General features: G+C 75.1%; 20 protein-coding genes and 1 tRNA gene. 5 read left to right on the forward strand and 16 right to left on the reverse strand.

The window, feature by feature from the left end; all coding sequences use genetic code 11:
• Positions 1-13: 13 nt before the first annotated feature.
• From AMPC_RS10110 to AMPC_RS10135, 6 genes are all read right to left on the reverse strand, one after another.
• Positions 14-826, reverse strand: coding sequence for a cytochrome c biogenesis protein (locus AMPC_RS10110; protein ID WP_248346119.1), 813 nt, complete (start codon positions 824-826; stop codon positions 14-16).
• A gap of 13 nt (positions 827-839) precedes the next feature.
• Positions 840-2,054, reverse strand: coding sequence for a cytochrome c biogenesis protein ResB (locus AMPC_RS10115; protein WP_248346121.1), 1,215 nt, complete (start codon positions 2,052-2,054; stop codon positions 840-842).
• A complete protein-coding gene (locus AMPC_RS10120) occupies positions 2,051-3,199 on the reverse strand; it encodes a cytochrome c3 family protein (RefSeq protein WP_248346123.1) in 1,149 nt (382 codons plus the stop codon). Before AMPC_RS10120 ends, AMPC_RS10115 begins: the two co-directional genes overlap by 4 nt.
• The gene (locus tag AMPC_RS10125) at positions 3,196-6,273 is read right to left on the reverse strand and encodes an NHL repeat-containing protein (RefSeq protein WP_248346125.1); all 3,078 of its coding nucleotides are present in this window, start codon (positions 6,271-6,273) and stop codon (positions 3,196-3,198) included. Before AMPC_RS10125 ends, AMPC_RS10120 begins: the two co-directional genes overlap by 4 nt.
• Positions 6,274-6,504: 231 nt before the next feature.
• Positions 6,505-7,185: an ArsR/SmtB family transcription factor gene (locus AMPC_RS10130; RefSeq protein WP_248346127.1), complete on the reverse strand. Its 681-nt coding sequence runs from the start codon at positions 7,183-7,185 to the stop codon at positions 6,505-6,507.
• Between the two features lie 50 nt (positions 7,186-7,235).
• Complete coding sequence (locus tag AMPC_RS10135; RefSeq protein WP_248346129.1) at positions 7,236-7,703, reverse strand: hypothetical protein; 468 nt, start codon at positions 7,701-7,703, stop codon at positions 7,236-7,238.
• 78 nt (positions 7,704-7,781) lie between these two features.
• On the opposite strand from AMPC_RS10135, the gene AMPC_RS10140 reads away from it, so the two are divergent.
• From AMPC_RS10140 to AMPC_RS10150, 3 genes are all read left to right on the forward strand, one after another.
• Positions 7,782-8,582, forward strand: a complete 801-nt coding sequence (locus AMPC_RS10140; protein WP_248346130.1) for a hypothetical protein — start codon at positions 7,782-7,784, stop codon at positions 8,580-8,582.
• A gap of 326 nt (positions 8,583-8,908) precedes the next feature.
• The gene (locus AMPC_RS10145) at positions 8,909-9,655 is read left to right on the forward strand and encodes a carboxymuconolactone decarboxylase family protein (RefSeq protein WP_248346131.1); all 747 of its coding nucleotides are present in this window, start codon (positions 8,909-8,911) and stop codon (positions 9,653-9,655) included.
• A 90-nt stretch (positions 9,656-9,745) separates the two neighbouring features.
• Positions 9,746-10,453 carry a RibD family protein gene (locus tag AMPC_RS10150; RefSeq protein ID WP_248346132.1) on the forward strand — a complete coding sequence of 236 codons (708 nt, stop codon included), beginning with the start codon at positions 9,746-9,748 and terminating at the stop codon, positions 10,451-10,453.
• 101 nt (positions 10,454-10,554) lie between these two features.
• On the opposite strand, the gene AMPC_RS10155 is transcribed toward AMPC_RS10150, so the two are convergent.
• Positions 10,555-10,629 (reverse strand) — tRNA-Gly (locus AMPC_RS10155).
• Between the two features lie 92 nt (positions 10,630-10,721).
• Here AMPC_RS10155 and AMPC_RS10160 point away from each other — a divergent pair.
• The gene (locus tag AMPC_RS10160) at positions 10,722-11,891 is read left to right on the forward strand and encodes a glycosyltransferase family 9 protein (RefSeq protein ID WP_248346133.1); all 1,170 of its coding nucleotides are present in this window, start codon (positions 10,722-10,724) and stop codon (positions 11,889-11,891) included.
• Here AMPC_RS10160 and pgsA read toward each other — a convergent pair.
• The 3 genes from pgsA to AMPC_RS10175 all read right to left on the reverse strand — a co-directional run bounded on the left by pgsA (position 11,842) and on the right by AMPC_RS10175 (position 14,491).
• Positions 11,842-12,399, reverse strand: a complete 558-nt coding sequence (gene pgsA, locus AMPC_RS10165; RefSeq protein WP_404800647.1) for a CDP-diacylglycerol--glycerol-3-phosphate 3-phosphatidyltransferase — start codon at positions 12,397-12,399, stop codon at positions 11,842-11,844. The genes AMPC_RS10160 and pgsA overlap by 50 nt on opposite strands.
• An 80-nt stretch (positions 12,400-12,479) precedes the next feature.
• Entirely contained in the window at positions 12,480-13,802 is a 1,323-nt protein-coding gene (locus tag AMPC_RS10170) for a tetratricopeptide repeat protein (RefSeq protein WP_248346136.1), read from the reverse strand.
• Positions 13,803-13,840: 38 nt separating this feature from the next.
• Complete coding sequence (locus AMPC_RS10175) at positions 13,841-14,491, reverse strand: lytic transglycosylase domain-containing protein (protein WP_248346138.1); 651 nt, start codon at positions 14,489-14,491, stop codon at positions 13,841-13,843.
• A 73-nt stretch (positions 14,492-14,564) separates the two neighbouring features.
• Here AMPC_RS10175 and nadB point away from each other — a divergent pair, with 73 nt between their 5' ends.
• Positions 14,565-16,163 carry an L-aspartate oxidase gene (gene nadB, locus AMPC_RS10180; protein ID WP_248346140.1) on the forward strand — a complete coding sequence of 533 codons (1,599 nt, stop codon included), beginning with the start codon at positions 14,565-14,567 and terminating at the stop codon, positions 16,161-16,163.
• Positions 16,164-16,184: 21 nt separating this feature from the next.
• On the opposite strand, the gene AMPC_RS10185 is transcribed toward nadB, so the two are convergent.
• Genes AMPC_RS10185 through AMPC_RS10210 form a run of 6 tightly spaced genes read right to left on the reverse strand, consistent with a single transcriptional unit; the run spans position 16,185 to position 21,511 of the window.
• Positions 16,185-16,787: a hypothetical protein gene (locus AMPC_RS10185; RefSeq protein WP_248346142.1), complete on the reverse strand. Its 603-nt coding sequence runs from the start codon at positions 16,785-16,787 to the stop codon at positions 16,185-16,187.
• Positions 16,784-17,422 (reverse strand): orotate phosphoribosyltransferase, encoded by a 639-nt coding sequence (locus tag AMPC_RS10190; RefSeq protein WP_248346143.1) that lies wholly within the window; start codon positions 17,420-17,422, stop codon positions 16,784-16,786. Before AMPC_RS10190 ends, AMPC_RS10185 begins: the two co-directional genes overlap by 4 nt.
• On the reverse strand, positions 17,419-18,009 hold the full coding sequence (locus tag AMPC_RS10195; protein WP_248346145.1) for a ParB N-terminal domain-containing protein: 591 nt from the start codon (positions 18,007-18,009) through the stop codon (positions 17,419-17,421). Before AMPC_RS10195 ends, AMPC_RS10190 begins: the two co-directional genes overlap by 4 nt.
• Entirely contained in the window at positions 18,009-18,893 is an 885-nt protein-coding gene (locus tag AMPC_RS10200; RefSeq protein WP_248346147.1) for an alpha/beta hydrolase, read from the reverse strand. The genes AMPC_RS10195 and AMPC_RS10200 overlap by 1 nt, the downstream gene beginning before the upstream one ends.
• 10 nt (positions 18,894-18,903) lie before the next feature.
• Positions 18,904-20,889, reverse strand: a complete 1,986-nt coding sequence (locus AMPC_RS10205) for a tetratricopeptide repeat protein (protein WP_248346149.1) — start codon at positions 20,887-20,889, stop codon at positions 18,904-18,906.
• Positions 20,890-20,899: 10 nt separating this feature from the next.
• On the reverse strand, positions 20,900-21,511 hold the full coding sequence (locus tag AMPC_RS10210; RefSeq protein WP_248346151.1) for a MerR family transcriptional regulator: 612 nt from the start codon (positions 21,509-21,511) through the stop codon (positions 20,900-20,902).
• Positions 21,512-21,575 lie beyond the last annotated feature (64 nt).

Raw genomic sequence — 21,575 nt, forward strand, 5'->3', positions numbered from 1 at the left:
ACGGCCGTGACGGTCATCCGCTCAGCATGGACGCGTTGTGAACGGAGGGCAGCATCAGGGCCACCGCGTAGAACAGCGCGAGCGCGAGGGCGAACGCGAGCAGCGTGAGCCAGGCCATGGCCCTCCCGGTCCAGCGGTGGAGGACCCGGAAGTGCAGGATGGCCCCGAAGGCGAGCCAGGTGGAGAGCGAGGCGGTCTCGATCGGATCCCAGGCCCAGTAGCGGCCCCAGGAGTCGTTGGCCCAGAGGGCCCCCGCCATCACCATCGCGCCGAGGCTGAAGAACGACAGCAGCAGGAAGCGGTGGGCGTAGAGGTCGAGCCGCTCCGGGTCGGGCAGCGCCGGGAGCGCCGCCGGGCGCCGCGCCTTCCACAGGTAGGCCGCCGCGCAGGTCGCGGCCAGCACCACCGAGGCGGCGAAGAGCTTCGTGAAGAGGACGTGGAAGGGGAACCAGCCCGACTTGAAGATGATGGGCGCCTCCACCCGGAGCTGGAAGGCGGTGGCGGCCCAGGCGAGGAGCAGGGAGGCCGCGGCGGCCACCAGCGCGCCGAGCGCGCGAAGCCCCGGCGCGACGGCCGACGCCGCCAGCCAGAGCGCCACCAGCACGAAGGCGCGGCCCGAGAGCACCTCGTAGCGCGTGTTCCAGGGACCGTGGCCCACCTCGGCCCAGCGCAGGGCGATGGCGGCGCCGTGGGGCAGCAGCGCGGAGGCCATCAGGACCCGCCCGGCGCGCCTCGCGCCGCTCCTCCCCGGCAGGAGGCCCGCGGCCTGGAGCAGCGCCGAGGCCGCGTCGAGGGCGAGGGCCACTCCGAACAGGAAGCTCTCCACGGCGCGCGCCCCCTCAGCCTCTCGCCGGGCGATCCGGCCAGCGGTCCCAGTCCGAGCGGAGCGCGTCCGCGCCGCCCTGGGCGACGAAGACCAGGCTCGGCTCGCCGTCCGCGCCCAGCCGCGCCACGCCCGCGGGCAGGACCAGCAGCGCGCTCCCCAGGAAGAGCAGCGCGAAGCCGGCCAGGACCGCCGGCGTGCCAGGCGAGCGGGCGTAGGTGAACCCCGCCCACCACGTCAGCTCCGCGAGCCGCGCCCTCCCCTCGCCCACGCGGAACGAGTCGCCCGGGCGCAGCTCCCGCGATTCGGCGGCGCTGGTGACGCGCAGCTGGACGGCGCCGGTGCCCGCGGGGTCGCCCGGAGGACGCTCCGAGGTCGCGGCGAAGCGCACCTCGACGCCGCCGGGCGCCACGAAGGTGGCCCCCTGCTCGCGCCCGCTGCCCGAGAGGTGGACCGAGCGCAGCTCTCCCCCGGGCATCGCCAGGCCGAGCGCGAGCCCGGTGGGCGTGGCCTGGTAGAGGCGGTACCCGCCCACCTCCAGCCCTCGGGCGCGATCGAGGACCCCGGTGACGTCGGGCGTCCCCGGCAGCCGGGCGGTGACCCGGCTCCGCCGGTCGGGCGCGTACCCGACCTCGTGCAGCGAGGGGTCGAAGAGCTCCAGGGCGACGTCGATCGGCGGCGGCGCCGGCGGGGCGAGCACGCCCCGCTGCCGGCCGCGCAAGGCTCCGGGCGCGTCCAGGCGCAGCGCGCCGCCCGCGGTCACCTCGAACTGGCCACCGTCGAAGCAGGCGCGCTGCACCAGCACCCCCGCCATCAGCGAGAGGATCCCGACGTGCAGCACGAAGCCTCCCCAGAGGGCGGCGGGGAGACGGGTCCGGAGCGGGCTGCTCCCTCGGAAGCCCCGAGCGGCGAGGAACGCCTCCAGGCTCACCCCGGGTCGCGGCGCGAGCGCGACGGCGCCCGGCATCTCCTCCCCCCGCCGGAGCTTCCGGATCCGGCCGGCCATGCGCCACGTGCAGGCGAGGGTGCTCGCGAAGAGCGCGGCGCAGCCGGCGAGGAAGAGCGGGGAGGAGAACGGCGCGTCGAGGCCAGCGGCGCGGGCCCAACCCGGCGCCGCGGGGCCGCCAGGGTGGCTCCAGGGCAACCACGCGCCGAGGCCGGTGTAGATGGCGAGGAAGACGATCGTCGCCCTCGCGAAGGGCGGCGACCGCAGCGCGCCGGCCACGCTCACCGGGCGCTCACCGAGAGCGAGCTGGACTCCGAGTTGTGCGGACGGTGGCAGCTCATGCAGTGGACGTTGCCGTTGGCGTCGAGGGCGATGAGCTGGCTCGCGGGCGTTCCGGGTCCCTGCGAGGCCCCGCCCGGATCGAGGATGGCTCCCTGGCAGGCGGCGGACCCGGAGCAGCCCGCCCCGCGGTCGTCGCTCCGGTAGACGTTGTTGCCGAACTGCTCGCCGACCGGGTGGCTGAAGTAGCGGGCTCCATCCGGCAGGTACGACGGGTCCTCGCCGCGGGCCCGCGTCGCGCTCTGGAAGCGGGCCGGGTGGCAAGCCAGGCAGAGCTGGCTGCCGTTCCCGGCGATCTGGCCGGGATACCGGAGCATCGGGTACGACAGGTAGAAGGAGTAGACGGCCCCGGCGCTGAAGGGCCCGCTGAACGTCACCTGGACGTTGGGATCTCCGGGCAGCGCCCGGGCCGTCGCCGCCGTCGCCGGGAACGGCGCGCTGGCGGGCAGGTAGCTGAGGCCCCTGTCGTAGGAAACCTGGAAGGTGGCGGTCCCGGCCGCGCCCCCCGCCGCGATCCGGATGGAATACGACCGCTGGGGCGGCGCGCCGCCAGCGGCGACGAGCGAGGGGGTCACCACGCCCGCGCCGGCCCCGGCGAGCGTCACGGCGGAGAGGTGCGGCGTGCCGGCCCCCGCCTGTCCGTCGGGGCCCGAGCTGCTCGTCACGACGCCGTCGTGCTGATCGTGGCAGACCGAGCAGGAGATCCTGCCCCCGTTCGCATCGACGCGCTTCGCCATCTCCGGATAGGCGACCGGATCCGGAGGGACCGCGCCGTGATCGAGGCTCGTCGCAGGGGCGTCCCATCGGTGGTGGTCACCACCCGCCCCCGGGACCGCCTGCGAGTTGCTGGTCCAGGGGAACCCGAAGCTGCCGGTCTTCACGGTGGCGTGACAGCCGTTGCAGAGGTTCGCCTGGAACTCGTCCGACGTCAGGGAGCTCCCGAGCGCGTTGTGCATCACGTGGCAGCTCGTGCACTGCACCGCGGTGGCGAGCCCCGCGACCGGCTCCCCGTCGTGCGGCGGATCCATGGCCCGGGCAGCGCGGGCGGCCAGCAGCGCGGCCAGACAGGCGACGACGACGTGGCGGCTCATCGAGCCTCCCCCGGGAGAACCATCACGGTGACGCTGGCCGGCGCGCTCCGGATCCGCCCGTCATCGACCTCCAGCTCGAAGACGTAGCGGCCCGGCCGGCGGGGACTGAAGGAAGGCGCGGCCGAGAAGGGGTCGTCGAGCGCGACCCACGGGCCGGCCACCTGGGTCCATCGGTGGCGCAACGCGTGCCCGTCCGGATCGCGGCTCGCGGTGCCGTCGAGCGTGAGCGGTCGCCCGGTGACGGCGGCCCCCGGCCCGGTGGCGGTCGCGACCGGCAGCCCCTGCCCGGGCGCCGCCGACGTGGCGACGAACGCCAGCCTGGCCGGCACCCCGGGGACGCCGCTCTCCTTCACCGCGAGCTCGAACACGTAGGCGCCTGGCGCGAACGGCACCACCGTCGCCTGCGCTCGATCGGCGTCGGTGAGCCCCGCCGCCGGCCCGGACACCTGCCGCCACGCGTACAGGAGCTCGCCCCCGCCCGCGGCGACGCTCCCGCTGCCGTCGAGCCGCAACGGCTCGCCGACGGAGGAGGCGGCGGCGCCGCTCGCCACCGCGACGGGAAGCGCTCCCCGCGGGCCGACGTACACCTCGACGCGGGCCGGTGGCGAGCGCCGGGACTGCGAGGCGAGCGTCACCTGGAAGACGTATCGACCCGCCAGCGCCGGAGTGAAGCTCGCGGTGGGACCGTTCGCGCCGGTCAGCGACACCGGGCTCCCGTCCAGCTGCGACCAGGAGTACGTCGCGGTGCCGGCCGGCTCCAGGCTGGCCCCGGCGTCGAGCACCACCGGCGAGCCGACCGACCCGGCCAGGGGGCTGGTCACGACGACCGTCGGGGTCTCCTCCGAGCCGCCCACCACCATCACCGGCGCCTCAGCCGTGTCGTTCGCGCGGGAGGCATCGGTCGCGCCGAGTCCGAAGGCGAAGTATCCGGGGGTGCGGAAGCGGAGCGCGAGCGTCGGGCCAGGGGCGGGTCCGGTGAGCGGCTCGCCGATCGTCTGGTCCCAGGCGAGCTCGAGCGCGTCGCCGTTGCCGTCGCTCGTGAACCGCCCGTCGAGCACGATCGCGGCGCCGGGACGGACCACCAGCAGGCGGCCGGCGTCGGCGCGCGGAGCCACGTTGCGTACCACGGCCTCGACGACCGCGGCCGCGCTCGCGGCGCCGCAGGTGGCGATGCCCTGGAACTGATACCGGCCGGCGATCCGGCCGACGAACGAGGGCGTGAGGGTGTCGCCGCCGCGCAGGAGCACCTGAGGCCCGAGGCGCTGCTTCCAGCTCACCGCGCAGGGGACCGGAGAAGCCAGGCTGGCGCTGAACCGCACCAGCCCCGGGTCGCTGAGCTTCGAGGGCGACACCGTCCACGCCGGCGCCGGATCGACCGGCGTCGAGCCGGGCGAGCGAGCGGGGACGCGCGGATCGGTCCCGTTCGCGAACTCCTGCAGGTTGGTGAGGCCGTCGCCGTCGGCGTCCAGCAGGGCATCGCCCGCCCAGTGCGGGTTGAGGCCGTACTTCACCTCCCACCAGTCCGGCATCCCGTCGCAGTCCGAGTCGAGCGAGCCGCTCACGGTGCACGTCGGGGCGGGAACGGGGTTCCCGGTGCCGAAGCGCTTCACTCGCCCCTGGTCCATGCTCGCCACCAGCACCCCGCCGTCCTGGGCCACCGCCAGGCCGGCCGGCAGCTGGAGCCGGCGGGGACCCGCCCCGAACTGCCCGAGGGTGCCGAGCGCGGCGCCGTCGCGCCGATAGACCGCGACGCGCCCCTGGAACAGGTCGGAGACGAAGAGGCGACCCGAGCCGTCGACGGCGATCCCTCCCGTCCGCGTCACCTGGCCGTCTCCGCTGCCGAACGGCACGGCCGAGTAGAGGTAGGCGCCGCTGGAGAGATCGAAGGCGAAGACGTTGTTCCCGAGCTGGTTGGAGCTCACGGAAGCCCAGAGCACGCCCCCCGCGGCGTCCACGGCCACGTCGTCCAGCCCCGCGAGCGCGCTCCCCCCGGCGCTCGCGATCGTCGCGGCGGTGGAGCCGTCGAGCCGGACTCCCCGGAGCTGGGCGGCGCCCCCTTCGGCGATCCAGAGGATGCCGCGGCCGGCGTCGAAGGCGATGCCGGAGGGCATCCGGAGGGCGCCGTCGCGGAGAGGGATGGCGCGCGGCGGACCGCCCTGCGGATCGATGGCGTAGAGGCCGCCGTCGATCGAGGTCGCATAGAGGTGGGCGCCGCCCGAGGTGATCGCCAGCATCCGCCGCGGGACGTTGAGGGAACCGACGGGGCTCCCGCTCGGGGTCATCGACACGATGTCGCCGGTCTTGGCATCCACGACGTGAAAGCCGCCCGAGGGGCTCACGGCGACGCGCCGCGGCGCGCGACCGGCGGAGCCGAAGCTGCCCTGGAACTCGCCCAGCTCCACGGCGATGGACAGCGACGAGGTCGCCGTGGCCTGGCCGTTCGAGACGGTCAGCGTGAGGGTGCTCCGGCCGCCGGCGCCCGGAGCCGTCCAGGTGGTGCTGCTCGCCGTGTCGGAGGAGAAGGCTCCGGCGCTCGCGGACCAGGCGTAGGTCACGGCGCCGCCGGCCGGATCGTGCGCCGTGGCGGTGAGCGCGACCGACTTGCCGGCGAGGACGGTCTTCGCGCCGGCCTCCACCGCGTCGATGACCGGGAGGACCGTCTGCTCGGACACCGCGCTCACCTGGGCGCTCGCCGTCGCCGCGCCGGCGCAGTTCACGGCGGTGATCTTGATCGCGTAGGTCCCGGGAGTCGCGGGGAGCACCCAGCTCGCCGTCCCGGCGGCGCTGGTGGCCCCTGTCGCGAACGCCACCTCGATGCTCCCGTCGCCGACGGGGGCGCCGCCGAGCAGCGTCCCCTGCCCGGCCGGCACCACCGCGGCGAACCACTTCAGCGCGGTCTGGCTCGTGGCGGACGTGGAGACGACGACCGTGCTCCCGGCGATGGCGCTCGAGGCGTCGGCCGACACGGTGACCGCCGGCGGCTGGGTGGTGGAGCAGCCCCAGGCCGCGGCGCTCGCCGGGGCGGCGAGGCCGAAGAGCGCCAGGACCAGGCCGGCGCGGCTGTCGCGGCGCATGAGCATCCCTCCCCGTTCGCTCTAGTACACAAGCGATGACTTGAGTACTAGACCAACGAGGTCATCAGCCAGTCCCTTGTTCTGGGGACGAACGAATCGCTCCGATAGTGGACGAGAGAATGCCGAGGGCGCGGCGCGCCGGTGCGCTCACGCCTCGCGACGGCGGCTGGACGCGCGGCGCCGGCGAGCTCGGGGACCGGGCGCGCCGGGAGGACGCCCGGCCATCGCCCGTTAGGGCGCGACCCCGCCCTGCGCCATCGCCAGCCCCTCCGCCGCCAGCTCGGAGATGGCCTTTGGCAAGCGGACCGCCTTGAGACCCGCCGCGCGAAGCAGCCGCACGGCCTCGATTCCGAGCACGCAGTAACGCCCCCGGCACACGGCCACGATCATGCGGCGCCTGGGGAGGCTGGCGAGCCGCGCCGCGAGCTCCGGAAGCGGTACGGAGATCGACCCCGGCAGGTGTCCCGCCGCAAACTCCTCCGGCGGGCGCACGTCGATCAGGGTCACCGCCCCCTCCTTTATCTTGCGGAGCAGCTCGACCTCGTCGACCGGCTCGTCCTGGCCGCTCTCGGACAGGAACTCGCGGGTGACCTTGGCGACGTCGCCCAGCCGAGCCTCGGCCACGTTCCGCATCAAGAGCAACAGCCCGGTCACGGCCGGATCGACGACCCGATAGGTGACGAAGAGCCCCTGCTTCTCCGCCTCCACCAGGCCGGCGTTCCGCAGCACCTGGAGGTGCTGCGAGGTGTTGGCGAGGCTCATCTCGACCAGCCGGGCGAGCGCCTCGACCGTGCGCGGCGCCTGCGACAGCACCTGGAGGATCTCGAGGCGGGGAGCGCTCGCGAGCGCCTTGGGGACGCGAGCGAACTGGGCGTAGATGGTGTTCCTGAAGCGACGAGCGGGGCTGAGCATGCGAGTTCCTGCTCTAGAAGATACTTGAGCGCCGCGCCGTCGAAAAGGGCTCACTCCGGATCGACCGCCGCCCGCTCCACGGTCCACCGGCTCTCGTCCTCGACGACGGTGTAGGTCATCCGGTAGAGCGCCTCCCCGTCCTTGAGCGACTCGCCTCCGGCGCCGAGGTGCCGGTAGGCCCAGCGCTCGCGGGTGCGGACCGTGGCGGTGCGCCCGCCGCCCTCGCGGGCGGCGAAGCTCACCGAGACGGGCGTGAGCTCGAGCTGCCGGGCGTCCATGTGGCGCCCCTGCGCCGCCAGGCCGGAGAGGATGGCCGCCACCCGCGACACCTCCCCCGCACCGGCGACGTCCTCGAGCACGTCGGCCCGCTGGACGCGGAACGCCTCCAGGAGCCGCTGGTTGTACCGCTCGACCGCGACGCGCGCGGCGTAGCCGTCGGGGCTCTCCTTGGGGCGCTGGCAGGCGAGCGCGAGCGCGCAGAGGACCGGCGCGACCGCCGGGCGAAGGCGAGGGGACATGACCCCGCAGTGTGCAACATCCGGCCCTCCGGAGAGCCCCTCTTTCGTGGCGGACCGCGACGCCTCGATGACGGGCTGGTGGGCCCTGCCGCAGCGGTGCCGGGAGCGAGCCGGGCGTACCCGGCCCGCGGGGTCTGGAGGTATCCCGGGTCGGACATCGACCCCACCACCTCGAACCTCACCGCGCGAGGGCTCCAGCGGTCCCTCTCCCTGGGCACGTTCCTGCGGGAGCAGGTGCTGGGGGGAGCCGACGTGAGCCGCATCTACGCGCTCGCACCGACGACGCACCTGCAGACGGCGCAGCAGTACCCCGACCTGGCGCCGCTCGAGACCATCCAGCAGTTCGCCGTCCTCAACCACATCACGCTGTCGAGCGACCTCGCCGGCGGACATCCCTATGCGGGCCAGAACAGCCCCATCGACGCCTCCTACGCTCCGGGGGCGGTGCCGAGCGGAGTGGCCGTTCCCGCCCAGTACTGCCCCACCTGCGGAGGGCTGGACTTCGCCGACCGCGGCGGCGACAACGAGGCGCTGGTCACGGGCATCCTGACGGCGAGCGCTCCCGGCCATTACGTGCTCTCCGCACCCTGGGAGACCGTCAGCGCGCTGCTGGCCAACGTCGATCGCCTGGAGGGCTACGGCCTGCAGCTCCCGACCGCCTACCGCGGGCCCGACGTCGTCTACGCGCTCTCCATCGCGCCCTCGGGCGCCGCCTCGCTGGTGTCCTACGACGCGCGGCTCACGCCCGACCCGTCCATCCGGTACGGGGTGGTGCCCGACGTGCCGTACTGCGCGTCCTACAACCCGGAGCTGTTCAAGCCGCTCAGCCCCGGGATGGTCGCCGCGCTCCAGGCGGCGTTTCCGGCCAGTGGTGGGTGAGGCTGCGGCGAGGTGGCTGGTCGGCGTCGTCCTGCCCGGCGGACCCGGTCGCGGCTCGTCCAACTTCCCGGCACGTCCCGACGCGCCGTCGCGGCCGGGGGCGGGGGCTGTGCTCGCACCCTCTGCGAACGTGAAGATTCGCTGAACGGCCCATGCGCTTTCTGTCCGTTTCGCGCGGGCCGTCGCGCAAGTACCTTCGCCGCGAAGAACGACGCCGAGCCCGTTGGAGCGCCCGAGGAGCTCGAGGACGCCGACGCCACCGTGTCGAGGAAGCGCGTGGCCGGCCTGGTCGTGACCACCCGGGAGCAGAAGGAAGGCGAGAGGCCATGCCCATCAGCAAGGAAGCGCAGCGCCACCACGACGCCCCGTTCCCCGATCACGCCTCGACGCTGCGCGCGACCGATCCGGAGCTCGTCGAGGTCTTCGACGATTGGGCCTTCGACGAGGTGCTGCGCGCCGGGGCGCTCGACGCGCGGACGCGCCTCATGGTCCAGCTCGCCGCGCTCATCGCCGCCCAGGGGCTCGGGGAGTTCCGCGTGATGCTCGGGGCGGCCCTGGACCTCGGCGTCACGCCGGTCGAGGTGAAGGAGATCGTGTACCAGGCGGTCCCGTACGTCGGGATGGGGAAGGTGCTCGACTTCCTGCACGCCACGAACGACGCGCTCCGGGAGAAGGGGGTCGCGCTGCCGCTGCCGCCGCAATCGACGACCACGCGCGAGACCCGCCGCGAGAAGGGGCTCGAGATCCAGCGGCGCATGTTCGGGGACAAGATCGATCAGCTCTACGCGCAGTCCGCGAAGGACCAGCTCCACCTCCAGGAGCTCCTGACGGCGAACTGCTTCGGCGACCACGTCGCGCGGGGCGGGCTGGATCTGGACACCCGCGAGCTCCTGACCCTCTCGATGCTGGCGGCGCTCGGCGGGTGCGAGCCGCAGCTCGCGGCGCACGTCGCCGCGAACCTCGCGCTGGGCAACCACCGCGGCGTGCTGATCGCCACCCTCACGCAGCTCCTGCCGTTCATCGGCTACCCGCGGACGCTGAACGCGCTCCGCGTCGTCGACGAAGGGACGTGAAGGTCTCGCGGCCTGGACGGAGGTCGCGCAGACGCCTGGGCCTCACCCTGTCATCATCGACGTGAACGCCGCTCGAGGAGTCCGACCCACATGCCCTCCCGATCCCGAACCGCCGCCGGCCGTCCCCACGTCATCTGCCACATGGTCCCGTCGGTGGACGGCCGCATCGTGACCGGCGAGTGGCCGGCCCCGGGAAGCCTCCATTCCGAGTACGAGCGCACCGCCGCGACGCTCGACGCCGACGGCTGGATCATCGGTCGGATCTCGATGGAGCCGTACGCCGGGCGCGCGGCGCTGCCCCGCGGCTCCGGCGCGCGCATCCCGCGCACCGACTTCGTCGCGCGGACCGGGGCCCCCTCCTACGCGATCGCCATCGACCCGAGCGGCAAGCTCCGGTGGGAGTCGGGCTCCATCGACGACGACCACGCGGTCACCGTGTTGACGGAGCGAGTCCCCGACCGCTACCTCGCGTTCCTCCGCGACCGCGGCGTCTCCTACCTGTTCGGCGGCAAGGACCGGATCGACGTTCCGGCGGTCTTGCGGAAGCTGCGCCAGCGCCTCGGCATCCGGCGGCTGCTCCTCGAGGGCGGCGGCAAGATCAACGGCTCCTTCCTCGCCGCGGGCTGCATCGACGAGCTGAGCCTCCTCGTGGCGCCGGTCGCCGACGGCACCCTGGGGGCCCCTGCCCTCTTCGACACGGCCGGCGGGGCTCCGACGCGGCTGCAGCTGGTCTCGGCGGAGCCGCGGCGCGGCGGCCTGCTGTGGGTGCGGTACCGGGTCGTGCGGCGACGGCGGTGAAGCGCTCGCGCGGCGCCCTCGGCGTGCCGCAAGGCGCGGCTCGCGGAGCGGCTCACGACAAATGAAAAGCCCCGGTAACCTGGGCGGTTACCGGGGCTAGATGGAGCGGGAAAAGGGATTTGAACCCTCGACCCTCGCCTTGGCAAGGCGATGCTCTACCACTGAGCTATTCCCGCGAGCTCTCTCGCAAGTTCCCTTGCGAACGCGGGCGGTTATAGGGGAGAGCGCGGAGGGGTGTCAAGGGGTTTGAAGATGGTATCTTCCGCGCGTGCGAAACGGCTCCGGACCGGGCTCGGCGGCGCGGGAACACGCGCGCGCCGTAGGGGGACAGCGCCCCCGCGGCGCGGCGCGCGAGCGGCTCCGGGGGCTCGGGCGCGCCTTCGTGCTCCGGCTCGCCACCCTCCTCTTCCCGACCCCGCAGGCGGCGCTCCCGCCCCTCGCCGACGTCCGCCGGGTGCTCGTCATCCGCGCCGACGAGCGGGTGGGGAACCAGCTCCTCACCACCCCGCTCCTGCGGGCCCTCAAGCTCGGGCTCCCGGCCGCCGAGGTCCACCTCCTCGCGGCGGCGCGCCAGGCGCAGGTGGTCGCGACGCGTCACGTGGACCGCGTCATCCCCTTCGAGAAGCGGGCGCTCTTCCGCCGCCCCTGGCGCTTCCTCGCGCTCCTCCGCTCGCTCCGCCGCGCCCGCTACGACGTGGTGGTCGAGGCGGCGCACTGGTCGGGGTTCTCGCTGACCGCGTCGCTCCTCGCTCGCGTCGCCTCGGCGGGCGGCCCGGTGGTGGGGCACGACCGCGGCGCATCGGCCCGCTTCCTCTCCCACCCGGTGGCCCACGACCCGGCCAACGCGAGCGAGGTCCGCGCCAAGCTGGAGCTGCTGCGCCCCTTCGGTCTCACGCCGCGCGGCCTCGAGCCTGAGACGGAGCTCGGGCGCGACGCCGCCCCGGCCCGGGCGCTGCTCGCGCGGCTGGGGCTCGCGGGCCGCCCGCTCGCGGTGCTCAACCCGGGCGCGCGGATGGCGGACCGGCGCTGGCCGCCGGAGGCGCACGCGGAGGTGGCGCGCGGGCTCCTCGCCCGTGGCCTCGCGGTGCTGGTGGTCTGGGGCCCCGGCGAGGAGCCGCTCGCCCGCGGGGTGGCGGAGGGCTCCGGCGCGGCGCTCGCCCCGGCGACCGACCTCACGCTCCTCGCCGGCCTCCTGCGCGAGGCGGCCCTCTGCGTCTCCAACAACAGCGGCCCGATGCACCTCGCGGTGGCGGTGGGGACGCCGACGGTGGGCGTCTTCCTCTCCGGCGACGCGGCGCGCTGGGGTCACGAGCTGCCGGCGTTCGCGGCGGCGGAGCCTTTGCCGGGGAACGGCGCGGCGGCGGTGCTCGCGGCCTGCGACCGGCTCCTCAGCGCGGCGGGGGCTGCGCCGCCCCGTCCTGCCGGTACACGGCCTTGACGAAGTCGGCGAAGTACTTCCACGCCGACCAGACCGAGAAGAACAGCGACAGGTAGAGGAGGTCCGTGCCGACGGCGTTGGCGTCCACGTCCACCGTCGCCACCACGAAGTCCACCGGGTACTTGTAGTGCAGGAGCAGGAACACGATCCCGACGAGCTGGATGGCGGTCTTGTACTTCCCCTCCTGCCCGGCGGCGATCACGATCCCCTCGCTCATCGCGATGGTCCGCAGCCCGTTGATGATGAACTCGCGCGCCATGATGACGATGACCACCCAGGCGGCGACGCGCCCGAGGTGGACCAGCATGATGAGCGCCGCCATCACCACCAGCTTGTCCGCGAGCGGGTCGAGGAACTTGCCGATGACGGTGACGAGGTTCTTCCGCCGGGCGAGCCAGCCGTCGAGGAAGTCGGTCGCGCTCACCACCGCGTAGAGCAGCGCCGCGATGAACGAGTTGAGGCGCGACTCGTACCAGGTGAACCAGAGGATCACCGGGATGGCAGCCATCCGCACGAAGGTGATGGCGTTGGGCGCGTTGAGGAACTCCGCCTTGAGCGAGCGGGCCACGGGCCTCCCCTCCCCCGGGCTCACGCCCGGCCGCCGGCCGCGAGGAGCACGCGCCCCTCGCCGGAGAGCTCGATGACGAGCGGCTCGCCGTCGCCCTCGCCGCCGAGCGGGAGCACCCGCGGCGTGAGGCTCCCGATCCAGCCCACCAGCGCGGAGGGCGCGACCCGCAGCGGCGCGCGCGGCGTCACCTCCACCCCCGCCGGCGCGCCGTCGGTGGCGAGCAGGAACCGCCCCTCGCCGCGCAGGTGCACGAGGTGGAGCGCCGGCTCGTAGCGCGACTGGAGCCGGCCGTTCTCGAAGAGCACCTGCGCCTCGAAGGCGAACACCGCCTCCTCGTGGAAGTAGCCGCCCTCCCCGGCCAGCTCGAGCGCGGTGAAGGTCCGGGCCCCGGGGCGGAACAGGATCGCGCCGTCGCCCCTGGCGCGGAAGACCCGGCGGCCGCCCTCGCCGAAGGAGCGATCGGTGAGCTTGCCGCGGAACCGCTTCACCTCCGGGGTGAGCGTCACCTCGCCGAGCACGGCCGCGAGCCCGTCGGCCCGGGCCAGCACCTCGCCGCGCACGTGCACCGCGACCGCCTCGGCGGAGAGCCCGAACGGCTCGCCGGCCGGGACGGTCACCAGCCGCTCCGCGGCGAAGCGGGCCACGGCGGCGCAGTCGGCCTGCGGCGCCCGCGCGGGGGCGAGCTCCGGGCCGGCGTCCTCGATCGAGACCTCGAAGTCGGCGTCGGCGTCGGCGGCGGCGGCCGCGGCGTCGGGCGCCTCGGCGGGCGCCTCGGCGGGCGCCTCGGCCCGCGCCTGCTGGAAGGCCGAGGCGAGGTCGGGCGCCGCCTCCGCCTCTTCGGCCGGCGGCGCGCCGTTCGGGGGCGGCGGCTCGGCCCGCTCCGGGACGTCGGGGGCGAGGAGCGCGTCGCAGCGCGCCACCATGAGCTCGCTCCCGGCGCGCGCGAACCACCCGCGCGCCTCCTCCACCTCTCCCAGCTCGAGGTGCGCGAGCCCGAGGTAGCCCATGGCCCGCTGGTGCCCCGGCGCGAGCTCCACCGCGGCCCGCAGGTGGCGCACGGCGTCGCGCCAGGCCTTGGCCTTGAGGCTGGCGAGCCCGAGGTTCACCCGGGGCGCCACCTCGCGCGGCGTCACCGCGACCAGCCGGGCGTAGGCCGCCGCCGCCTCGTCGAAGCGGGCCTGGCGGTAGCAGGTCTGGCCGAGGAGGCCGAGCACCTGCGGATCGTCGGGCCGGAGCTCGGCGGCGCACTCCAGCGCGGCGTGGGCGGCGTCGAGCTCACCGCGCGCGAGCAGCGTCGAGCCCTGCTGCAGGTGATTCAGGAACTCGGAGTCGAGCCCGTCCACCTCTCCCCCCCTGCTCGGTGTCGGATCCACGGTGCGAGCTACCTCTCGGCGATGAAGTGGTCGTAGTGCTCCCGGACGCGCCGGACGTACTCCTGCGTCTCGCGGATGGCCGGCACCGCCCCGCCGGACCGGCGCACCGCCTGCGGGCCGGCATTGTACGCCGCGAGCGCCTTCTCGAGGTCCTGTCCGTGCAGATCGAGCATCTGCCGCAGGTAGCGCGCCCCGCCCTCGATGTTCTGCCCCGGGTCCCAGGCGTCGCGCACCGCCATGTCGCGCGCGGTGCCGGGCATGAGCTGCATGAGCCCCATGGCGCCCTTGTCCGACTGCGCGTAGCGGTTGCCGGCCGACTCCACCGACATCACCGCCTTGATGAGCGCCGGGGCGAGCCGGTACTTGTCGGCGGCCGCGGCGATGAGGGGCTCGTAGATCTTCGCGGCGGCGCTCGAGAACACGAGCCGCGCCTTCTCGACCCCGCCGCGCGACCTGGGCCCGATGGTCACGTAGGTCACGCCGTTGCGCCGGTACTCGCGGATCACCGGCCGGTACTGGGTCTCGGAGGGCGCGTTGCTGAAATGGTAGACGCCGTCCGAGTCCTTGTACGAGTAGACTCCGTCGTACGGCTGCGCCGCCCGCGCGCGCGCCGCGCCGAGCAGCCCCAAGAGGGCCAGAAGTGGGCGGATCCGACCCATCCGATTGAAGCTATCAAGGGCCGGACCGCCACTCAACATCGCGCTCCCCGGGCGGGAGCCGGAGGATGCCTACATGCCCCCACTCGCGCCGCGAGAAACGATCGACTTCCTCGTCCTCGGCGGAGGCGTGGCCGGCCTCTCGTTCGCCCTCGAGGCGGCGGGGCGCGGCTCGGTGCTGGTCCTCACGAAGCGGCACCGCAGCGAGGGCTCCACCCAGTACGCGCAGGGCGGCATCGCCTCGGTGCTCGGCCCGGACGACGACTTCCAGAAGCACGTGGACGACACGCTCGTGGCCGGCGCGGGGCTCTGCCACCGCGACGCGGTCGAGGTGACGGTGCGCGAGGGCCCGGAGCGGATCCGCTGGCTGCTCTCGCTCGGCGTCGAGCTCGACCGGGAGGGGGGCGCCCTCCACCTCACGCGCGAGGGCGGCCACTCCCGCCGCCGCGTGGCGCACGCCAAGGACACCACCGGGCGGGAGGTGGAGCGGGCCCTGCTCGCCGCCTGCGACGCCCGCGGGGTGCGGATCGTCGAGGACCAGGTGGCGGTGGACCTCGTCTCGAGCGCCAAGCTGGGCCTGCCCGGCGCGAACCGCGTGCTCGGGGCCTACGTGCTCGACCGCGCCTCGGGCGAGGTCTCGACGGTGATCGCGGGGCAGACGGTGCTCGCCACCGGCGGCGCCGGCAAGGTCTACCTCTACACCTCCAACCCCGACGTCGCGACCGGCGACGGGGTGGCGATGGCGTGGCGCGCCGGCGCCGACGTCGCGAACATGGAGTTCTTCCAGTTCCACCCGACCTGCCTCTACCACCCGCTCGCCAAGAGCTTCCTCATCTCCGAGGCGCTGCGCGGCGAGGGCGGCATCCTGCGCAACGGCGCGGGCGAGGCGTTCATGGCGCGCTACGACCCGCGCAAGGAGCTCGCGCCGCGCGACATCGTCGCCCGCAGCATCGACGCCGAGATGAAGCGGCGCGGCGACGAGAGCGCCTTCCTCGACATGACGCACCTGCCGAAGCACTTCCTGCTCGAGCACTTCCCGAACATCTACGCGACCTGCCGCGAGTTCGGGATCGACATGGCGGTGCAGCCCATCCCGGTGGTCCCGGCCGCCCACTACCTCTGCGGCGGCGTGGTCACCGACCTCGCGGGGCAGACCTCGCTGCCGGGCCTGCTCGCCATCGGCGAGGTCTCCTGCACCGGGCTCCACGGCGCCAACCGGCTCGCCTCCAACTCGCTGCTCGAGGGGCTGGTGTTCGGCCACCGGGCCGCGCTCTCGGCGCGGCCGGAGGACCGGGGCGCCGACGCCGCGCGGGTCCCGGCCTGGAACCCGGGCGACGCGCTCGATCCCGACGAGGGCGTGGTGGTCACGCAGAACTGGGACGAGGTGCGGCGGCTCATGTGGAACTACGTCGGGATCGTCCGCACCGAGAAGCGGCTCGCCCGCGCCCACACGCGGCTCGAGCTGCTCCGCGGCGAGATCCGCGACTACTACTGGCAGTACAAGCTGACGCCCGACCTCGTGGAGCTGCGCAACCTCGCCGACGTGGCGGCGCTCATCGTCGCCTGCGCCCGCCGCCGCAAGGAGTCGCGCGGGCTGCACTTCCTGCTCGACCACCCGAAGCCGGACGACCGCGAGCTGCACGACACGGTCGTCCGCCCCGGCGAGCTCGACTGAGGCCCGGGGCCGGCCCGGGGGTCACAGCGTCGCGCCGTGCGGCCCCCAGCGGAACTCGAGCTTGCCGCTCGGGCCGGCGATCCGGAGGCTGAACGGCATGGTCTCGAGGGCGGCGCGGCCGGTGAAGCGCACGAACCGGACCCGGTAGAGGACCTGGAAGTCGCCGAGGAAGGGGTAGAGCGCCCGCGGCGAGGCGCCCGGGTCGAGCTCGTCCACGCGATCGGGCAGCACCTCGCCGTCGGGCAGCACGAGCGCGATGCGCCAGGGGCTCCTCTTGTCCCCGAGGTCGTTCTCGCCCTTGTCGGGCGTGAAGAGCGCGACGACGAAGTCGTCGTAGGCCTCCGCCTCGACGTGCTCGTCGGACGCGAGCGCGCTCCGCTCGGCCTGGGTCATCGACTTCCAGGCCGCCACCCGATCGGCCCGCGCGCTCCGCACCTCGGGCGCGAGGAAGAGGGCGTCGGCGAAGGCGCGGGTGTCGAACCGGTCGTAGAGCTCGTCGTGGCGCGACCAGCGGTCGCGGACGGCGCCCCACGGCCCCTCGTCCTTCTTCCGCTCGATGTTGGGGATGTGCCAGTGGCAGCCGGCGAGGACCAGGGCCAGCGCGGCGGCGGCGAGGGCCCTCACGGCAGGAAGTCCCGGCGCGTGAAGAGGGCGTCGAGCGTCACGCCGAGCGCCTCGATGGCCTCGCGCCCGCCCTCCATCCGGTCCACGAGCGCGAAGCAGCCCACCACCTCGAGCCCCTCCTCGCGGCAGCGCTCGATGGCCTTCCTGGCCGAGCCGCCGCTCGTCACCACGTCCTCGAGCACCGCCACGCGGCTGCCGTCGGGGATGGTCTTGCGCCCCTCGATCCACTGCCCGGTCCCGTGCCCCTTCGGCTCCTTGCGCACGATGAAACTGTCGATCGGAGCGGGGGGATGAAGCCCCCCCGCACCCCCCGCTCGCTCCGGGGCAGCCTCATCCGGCTGCCCCTGCGCTCGCCACTGCTCGAGCTCGAGGAACGAGGTGTACGCGATCGCCGAGGCGATGGGGTCGGCGCCGAGCGTGAGCCCGCCGACGCCGCGGACCGTGGGCGAGAGGCGCCGCACCCGGTCGAGCAGCAGCCGGCCCACGAGCACGTGCCCCTCGGCGGTGAGGGCGGTGCGCTTGCAGTCGATGTAGAAGTCGCTCTCCTTGCCGGAGGCGAGCACCACCTTGCGCCGCTCGAACGACAGGGTGCGCAGCAGCTCGAGCAGCCGCGCGCGATCCACTTCCAGGCTCATGCCTTCTTCTCCTCGAGGAACGGCAGGAGCTCCGCCGAGAAGCGGAGCTGTGCGAGCACCTGCGCGCGGGCGTCGGGCGGGAGCTCCCGCCAGCCGGCGAGCCCGGCGTGGAGCGCGCGGTTCACTTCGTAGAGCTGCTGGGCCATGCGGGCGGCGTCCCCCGCCACGGCCCGCTCGTCGGGCCCGCGGGCGAGCCGGGCCAGGGCCGCCTCGACGAGCGGCCGCGCCCAGTCCACCTGGACGCGGGCGACCTTCTCGCGCAGCAGCGCCAGCTCGGCGGCGCCGAGCGGCTCCTGCAGCAGCGCCCCGGCGCAGACGAGCCCCCAGGCCTCCGGGTCGGTCAGGTCCGGGTGGACGCGCGCCAGCACGCGGTCGCGCTGGAGCAGCCGCACCGCCGCGAGCCGGCGGTGGCCGGCGACGAGCTGGTAGCGGGCCTCGCCCCGGGCGGCCCGGGGGTGGCGGCGCAGCTCCACCGGCGAGAGCTGGCCGAGCCGGCCGATGGAGGTGGCGAGGGCGGTGACGTCCCCCGGCTCCCGCAGCCGGAACGGCTCCTCGGGATCGATGGCGTCGAGGGGGACGTGCTCCATCAGCCCTCCGCCTCCGCCCGGGCGCGGACCCAGGCCACCGCCTCGGCGATGGGGCGGGCCCGCTCCCGCTCGTTCCAGATCTCGTGCTGCATCCCCTCGAGCCGCTCGAAGCGCTTGTCGGCCGAGCCGGCCCGGGCCACGAACTCCTCGGCCACGCGGGGGTCGGCGATGGCGTCGGCGCCGGCGGCGAGCACGAGGAGCGGCGCCCGGAGCTCGCCGGCGCGGCGCAGCACCTCGGCCTGCGCCTTCTGGAACTCGCCGAACCAGCGCGGCGTCGCCACCCGGCCGTAGAGCCGGTCGGCCTGGGTCCAGGCCTGCATCTCGGGGTCGCTCGTCAGGTCCTGGAAGCGCAGCCCGGTCTGCATCGGGAGCCACGGCAGGGCGTGGTCGAGGAGCCGCGCCGCCGCGACCTTGTACCAGGGCGGCGTCAGGGCGAGCCGGAAGTAGGGCGACGAGAGGACGAGCCCGCCGAGCCCCTCCCCCCCGCGGCCGCGCACCACCGCCCAGAGCGCCGCCACGAGCGCCCCCTGGCTGTGGCCGGCGAGGAAGAGCCGGCGGCCCCCGGCGGCGGCCCGGACGTGGGCGAGGAAGGCGTCGAGGTCGTCGAGGTAGTCCCCGAAGGCGTCCACGTGGGACCGCCGGCCGTCGGACTGGCCGTGGCCCCGGAAGTCCACCAGCGCCACCTCGAGCCCGGCCGCGCAGAGGGCGCGGGTCATCCCCGCGTAGCGACCGGAGTGGTCGCAGTACCCGTGCAGCAGCGCCACCGTCGCCCGCGGGGCGGGGGGCGTGAAGCGCTGCCAGAAGAGCCGGAGGTGGTCGCGCGACTTGAGGAACCCCTCCTCGTGCCGGGCGACGGACGGCTCGGGGAAGGTGGGGACGGCCATGCGGCGGACGCTAACGGTTCCCGGGCGGCAAGGCAACGGATTGCGCGCCCGCCGAGGGGCGCCCCGCGGCGCCCCGGAGCTCCGAGAGCTTGTGCTGCACCGCGGCCCGGCGCTTCACCTCGTCGTGCTCGTCGCCGTCGAAGCTCGCGAGCGAGCGGCGCCAGGCCGCGGCCGCCTCCACCGGGCGCCCCGCCTCGCGGTAGGCGTCGCCGAGGTGGTCGAGGATGGTGGCGTCGGGCCCGGCGAGGGCCTCGGCCCGCTCGAGCGTCGGCACCGCCCGGGCGAGGTCGCCCTGCTTCAGCTCGACCAGGCCGAGCGTGTCGAGGAAGGCGCCGCTCTCGGGCCGCAGCTCGAGCGCGCGGCGGACCAGCCGCGCCGCCTCGTCGAGCTTCACGCCCCGCTCGGCCTCGCTGTAGGCGATGAAGTTGAGCGCGTCGGCGTGCTCGGGGCTCACCTCGAGGAGCTGGCGCATGAGGGCCACCGCGCCCTCGGGGTCGCCCGCGTCCTCGGTGAGGGCGCCGAGCGCGTAGAGCAGGGTCTCGTCCTTCGGCGTCACGGCGAGCCCCCGGCGCACCGCGGCGAGGGCGTCCTGGGTGCGGCCGGCCTTCGACAGGCTCGAGCCGAGCGCCTCGTAGAGGTCGGCCAGCCCCTCCCCGCTCCCGTCGCGCCGCCGGCCGGCGATGGACCGCTCCAGCTCCGCGGCCGCCTCCAGGCCGCGCCCGGCGCGGGTGAGGACGTAGGCGCGCATGGTCTCGAGCCGGACGTCGCGGGGGCGGGCGGCGAGGGCGGGGGCGAGCGTCGCGAGCGCGTCGCGGGCGCGACCGGCGCGGGAGAGGCAGAGCGCCTGCGAGGCCCGCGCCGCGGGGAAGAGCTCGTCCTTCTCGCCGATCCGGCCGTACTCGGCGGCGGCGTCGGCCCAGCGCCGCAGGCCCTGCAGGAGCGTGGCGCGCGCGAACGGCACCCGGCCGTCGTCGGACCGCGGCGGCTCCCCCGCCTCGTCGAGGAGCGCGAGCCCGTCGGCGGGCCGGTGGGCCTCGGCCCAGGAGAAGGCGATCTCCACCCGCGCCGCCGGGTCGTCGGGGGCGAGCCCGAGGAGCTGGCGGTGGTAGGCCCGGGCCCCGGCGGCGTCCCCGGCGGCGAGCGAGAGCCGACCCAGCGCCGAGAGCGCGGAGAGGTCGTCGGGCTCGAGGCCGAGCACCTTCTCCCACGAGGTCCGCGCCTGGCGGTCCTCCCGGCGCGACTCCTGCGCCGCCGCGAGCCGGCGCCAGGAGTCCACGTCGCGCGGCCAGGCCGCCACCGCCCGCGAGAGCCAGCGCTCGGCGCCGGCGAAGTCCTTCCGCTCGAACAGCGCGCGCCCGAGCTCGGCGGGGCCGCTCGGCTGCGACGGGTCGAGCACGCCGAGCCGATCGAGGGTGGCCGCGGCCGCGGCCTCCTCGCCCGCCGCGAGCTCCACCTGCGCGAGCAGCCGGAACGCCTCCGGCCGCGGCGGCTCCGGCGCCTCCCCGGTGCCCTCCACCTCGGCCCGCGCCGCCTCGGCGAGGGCGGCCTCGATCCGGACCGCGGCCCGCAGCTCGGAGAGCGCGCGGTCCTTCTGCTCGCGGAGCATGGCGAGCTTGCCGAGCACGAGGTGCCCCTCGGCGGCGCCCGGTCCGCCGGGGTCGAGCTCGAGCGCGCGCCGGGCCTCGCCCTCCGCGAGGTCGAGCCGGTCGATGCGCGCCAGCGCCTCGGCGAGCGCGGCGCGGAGGTGGGCGTCCTGCGGGTCGTAGGCGGCGGCGAGCTCGAGCTCCCGGCGCGCCGCCTGCCGATCGCCCGCCAGCTCCGCCTTCCTCGCCGCGAGGTAGTGCGAGACCGCCTTGGCCGAGGCGAGGGGGAGCCGGGGCGCGGGGCGCGGCGCCGCGGCCGGCGACTCGTCGCGGGGCGCGGCGGCGTCGGCCCGGGCGGGTCCGGCGGACGCGGCGACCAGCAGCGCCGCCGCGAGGGCGAGGTGGGTCGGCACGGCTCGGATCCTACTGGCGCCGGGCCCGCCGCGCAGCCGCGGGGCTCGCCGGGGCCGGGCCAAAGAGGGCGGCCAGCCGCTCGGCGAGGGCGCCGCTCGCGAGGGGGCGCGCCAGCACCGCGTCGCAGCCGGCGGTGGCGAGCTGCTCGGCCAGGCCGGCGTGACAGATGGCGACGAGCCTGGCCTCGGCGAGCTCCCGGTCGGCGCGCACGTCGGCCACCACGTCGGCGGCGCCGTCCTCCCCGGCGCTCACCACCACGGCGTCGGGCTGGTAGCGGGCCGCGGCGGCGCCTGCCGCGAAACCGGGCGAGGCCTGCTCGACATCCCAGCCGGCCGCGGCGAGCTGCCGGGCGAGCCCCTCGCGGACCGGCCCGAGCTCGCCGATGACCAGCGCCTTGCGCCGATCGGCCACGGCGCCCGAGAGCTCGGGAGGGAGCGGGATCCCCTGCCGGAGCATGAAGCCGGCCAGATCCTCGCGCGCGATCCGGCGGTGGCCGCCGGGCGTCCGGTGGGCCTTGAGCCGCCGGGCCTTGATCCAGTTGACCACGGTCGGGAGCGAGACTCCGAGGACCCGGGCCGCCTCGTGTGTCGTGTAGAACTGGTTCATCCGGAGGGCTTCCATCCTAGCACCGGTCCTTCCGCGGGGGCCGATCCCGCCGAGGGGGTCGTCCACGGCACGTTGCACG

The organism is Anaeromyxobacter paludicola, from assembly GCF_023169965.1.
Taxonomy (GTDB): Bacteria; Myxococcota; Myxococcia; order Myxococcales; family Anaeromyxobacteraceae; genus Anaeromyxobacter_B; species Anaeromyxobacter_B paludicola.

Coding starts and splice junctions, on each gene's coding strand:
- AMPC_RS10120 (WP_248346123.1), bottom strand. CDS start 3,199: ATGAGCCGCCACGTCGTCGTCGCCTGTCTGGCCGCGCTGCTGGCCGCC.
- AMPC_RS10125 (WP_248346125.1), bottom strand. CDS start 6,273: ATGCGCCGCGACAGCCGCGCCGGCCTGGTCCTGGCGCTCTTCGGCCTC.
- AMPC_RS10130 (WP_248346127.1), bottom strand. CDS start 7,185: ATGCTCAGCCCCGCTCGTCGCTTCAGGAACACCATCTACGCCCAGTTC.
- AMPC_RS10135 (WP_248346129.1), bottom strand. CDS start 7,703: ATGTCCCCTCGCCTTCGCCCGGCGGTCGCGCCGGTCCTCTGCGCGCTC.
- AMPC_RS10145 (WP_248346131.1), top strand. CDS start 8,909: ATGCCCATCAGCAAGGAAGCGCAGCGCCACCACGACGCCCCGTTCCCC.
- AMPC_RS10150 (WP_248346132.1), top strand. CDS start 9,746: ATGCCCTCCCGATCCCGAACCGCCGCCGGCCGTCCCCACGTCATCTGC.
- pgsA (WP_404800647.1), bottom strand. CDS start 12,399: ATGGCTGCCATCCCGGTGATCCTCTGGTTCACCTGGTACGAGTCGCGC.
- AMPC_RS10175 (WP_248346138.1), bottom strand. CDS start 14,491: ATGGGTCGGATCCGCCCACTTCTGGCCCTCTTGGGGCTGCTCGGCGCG.
- nadB (WP_248346140.1), top strand. CDS start 14,565: ATGCCCCCACTCGCGCCGCGAGAAACGATCGACTTCCTCGTCCTCGGC.
- AMPC_RS10190 (WP_248346143.1), bottom strand. CDS start 17,422: ATGAGCCTGGAAGTGGATCGCGCGCGGCTGCTCGAGCTGCTGCGCACC.
- AMPC_RS10195 (WP_248346145.1), bottom strand. CDS start 18,009: ATGGAGCACGTCCCCCTCGACGCCATCGATCCCGAGGAGCCGTTCCGG.
- AMPC_RS10200 (WP_248346147.1), bottom strand. CDS start 18,893: ATGGCCGTCCCCACCTTCCCCGAGCCGTCCGTCGCCCGGCACGAGGAG.
- AMPC_RS10210 (WP_248346151.1), bottom strand. CDS start 21,511: ATGGAAGCCCTCCGGATGAACCAGTTCTACACGACACACGAGGCGGCC.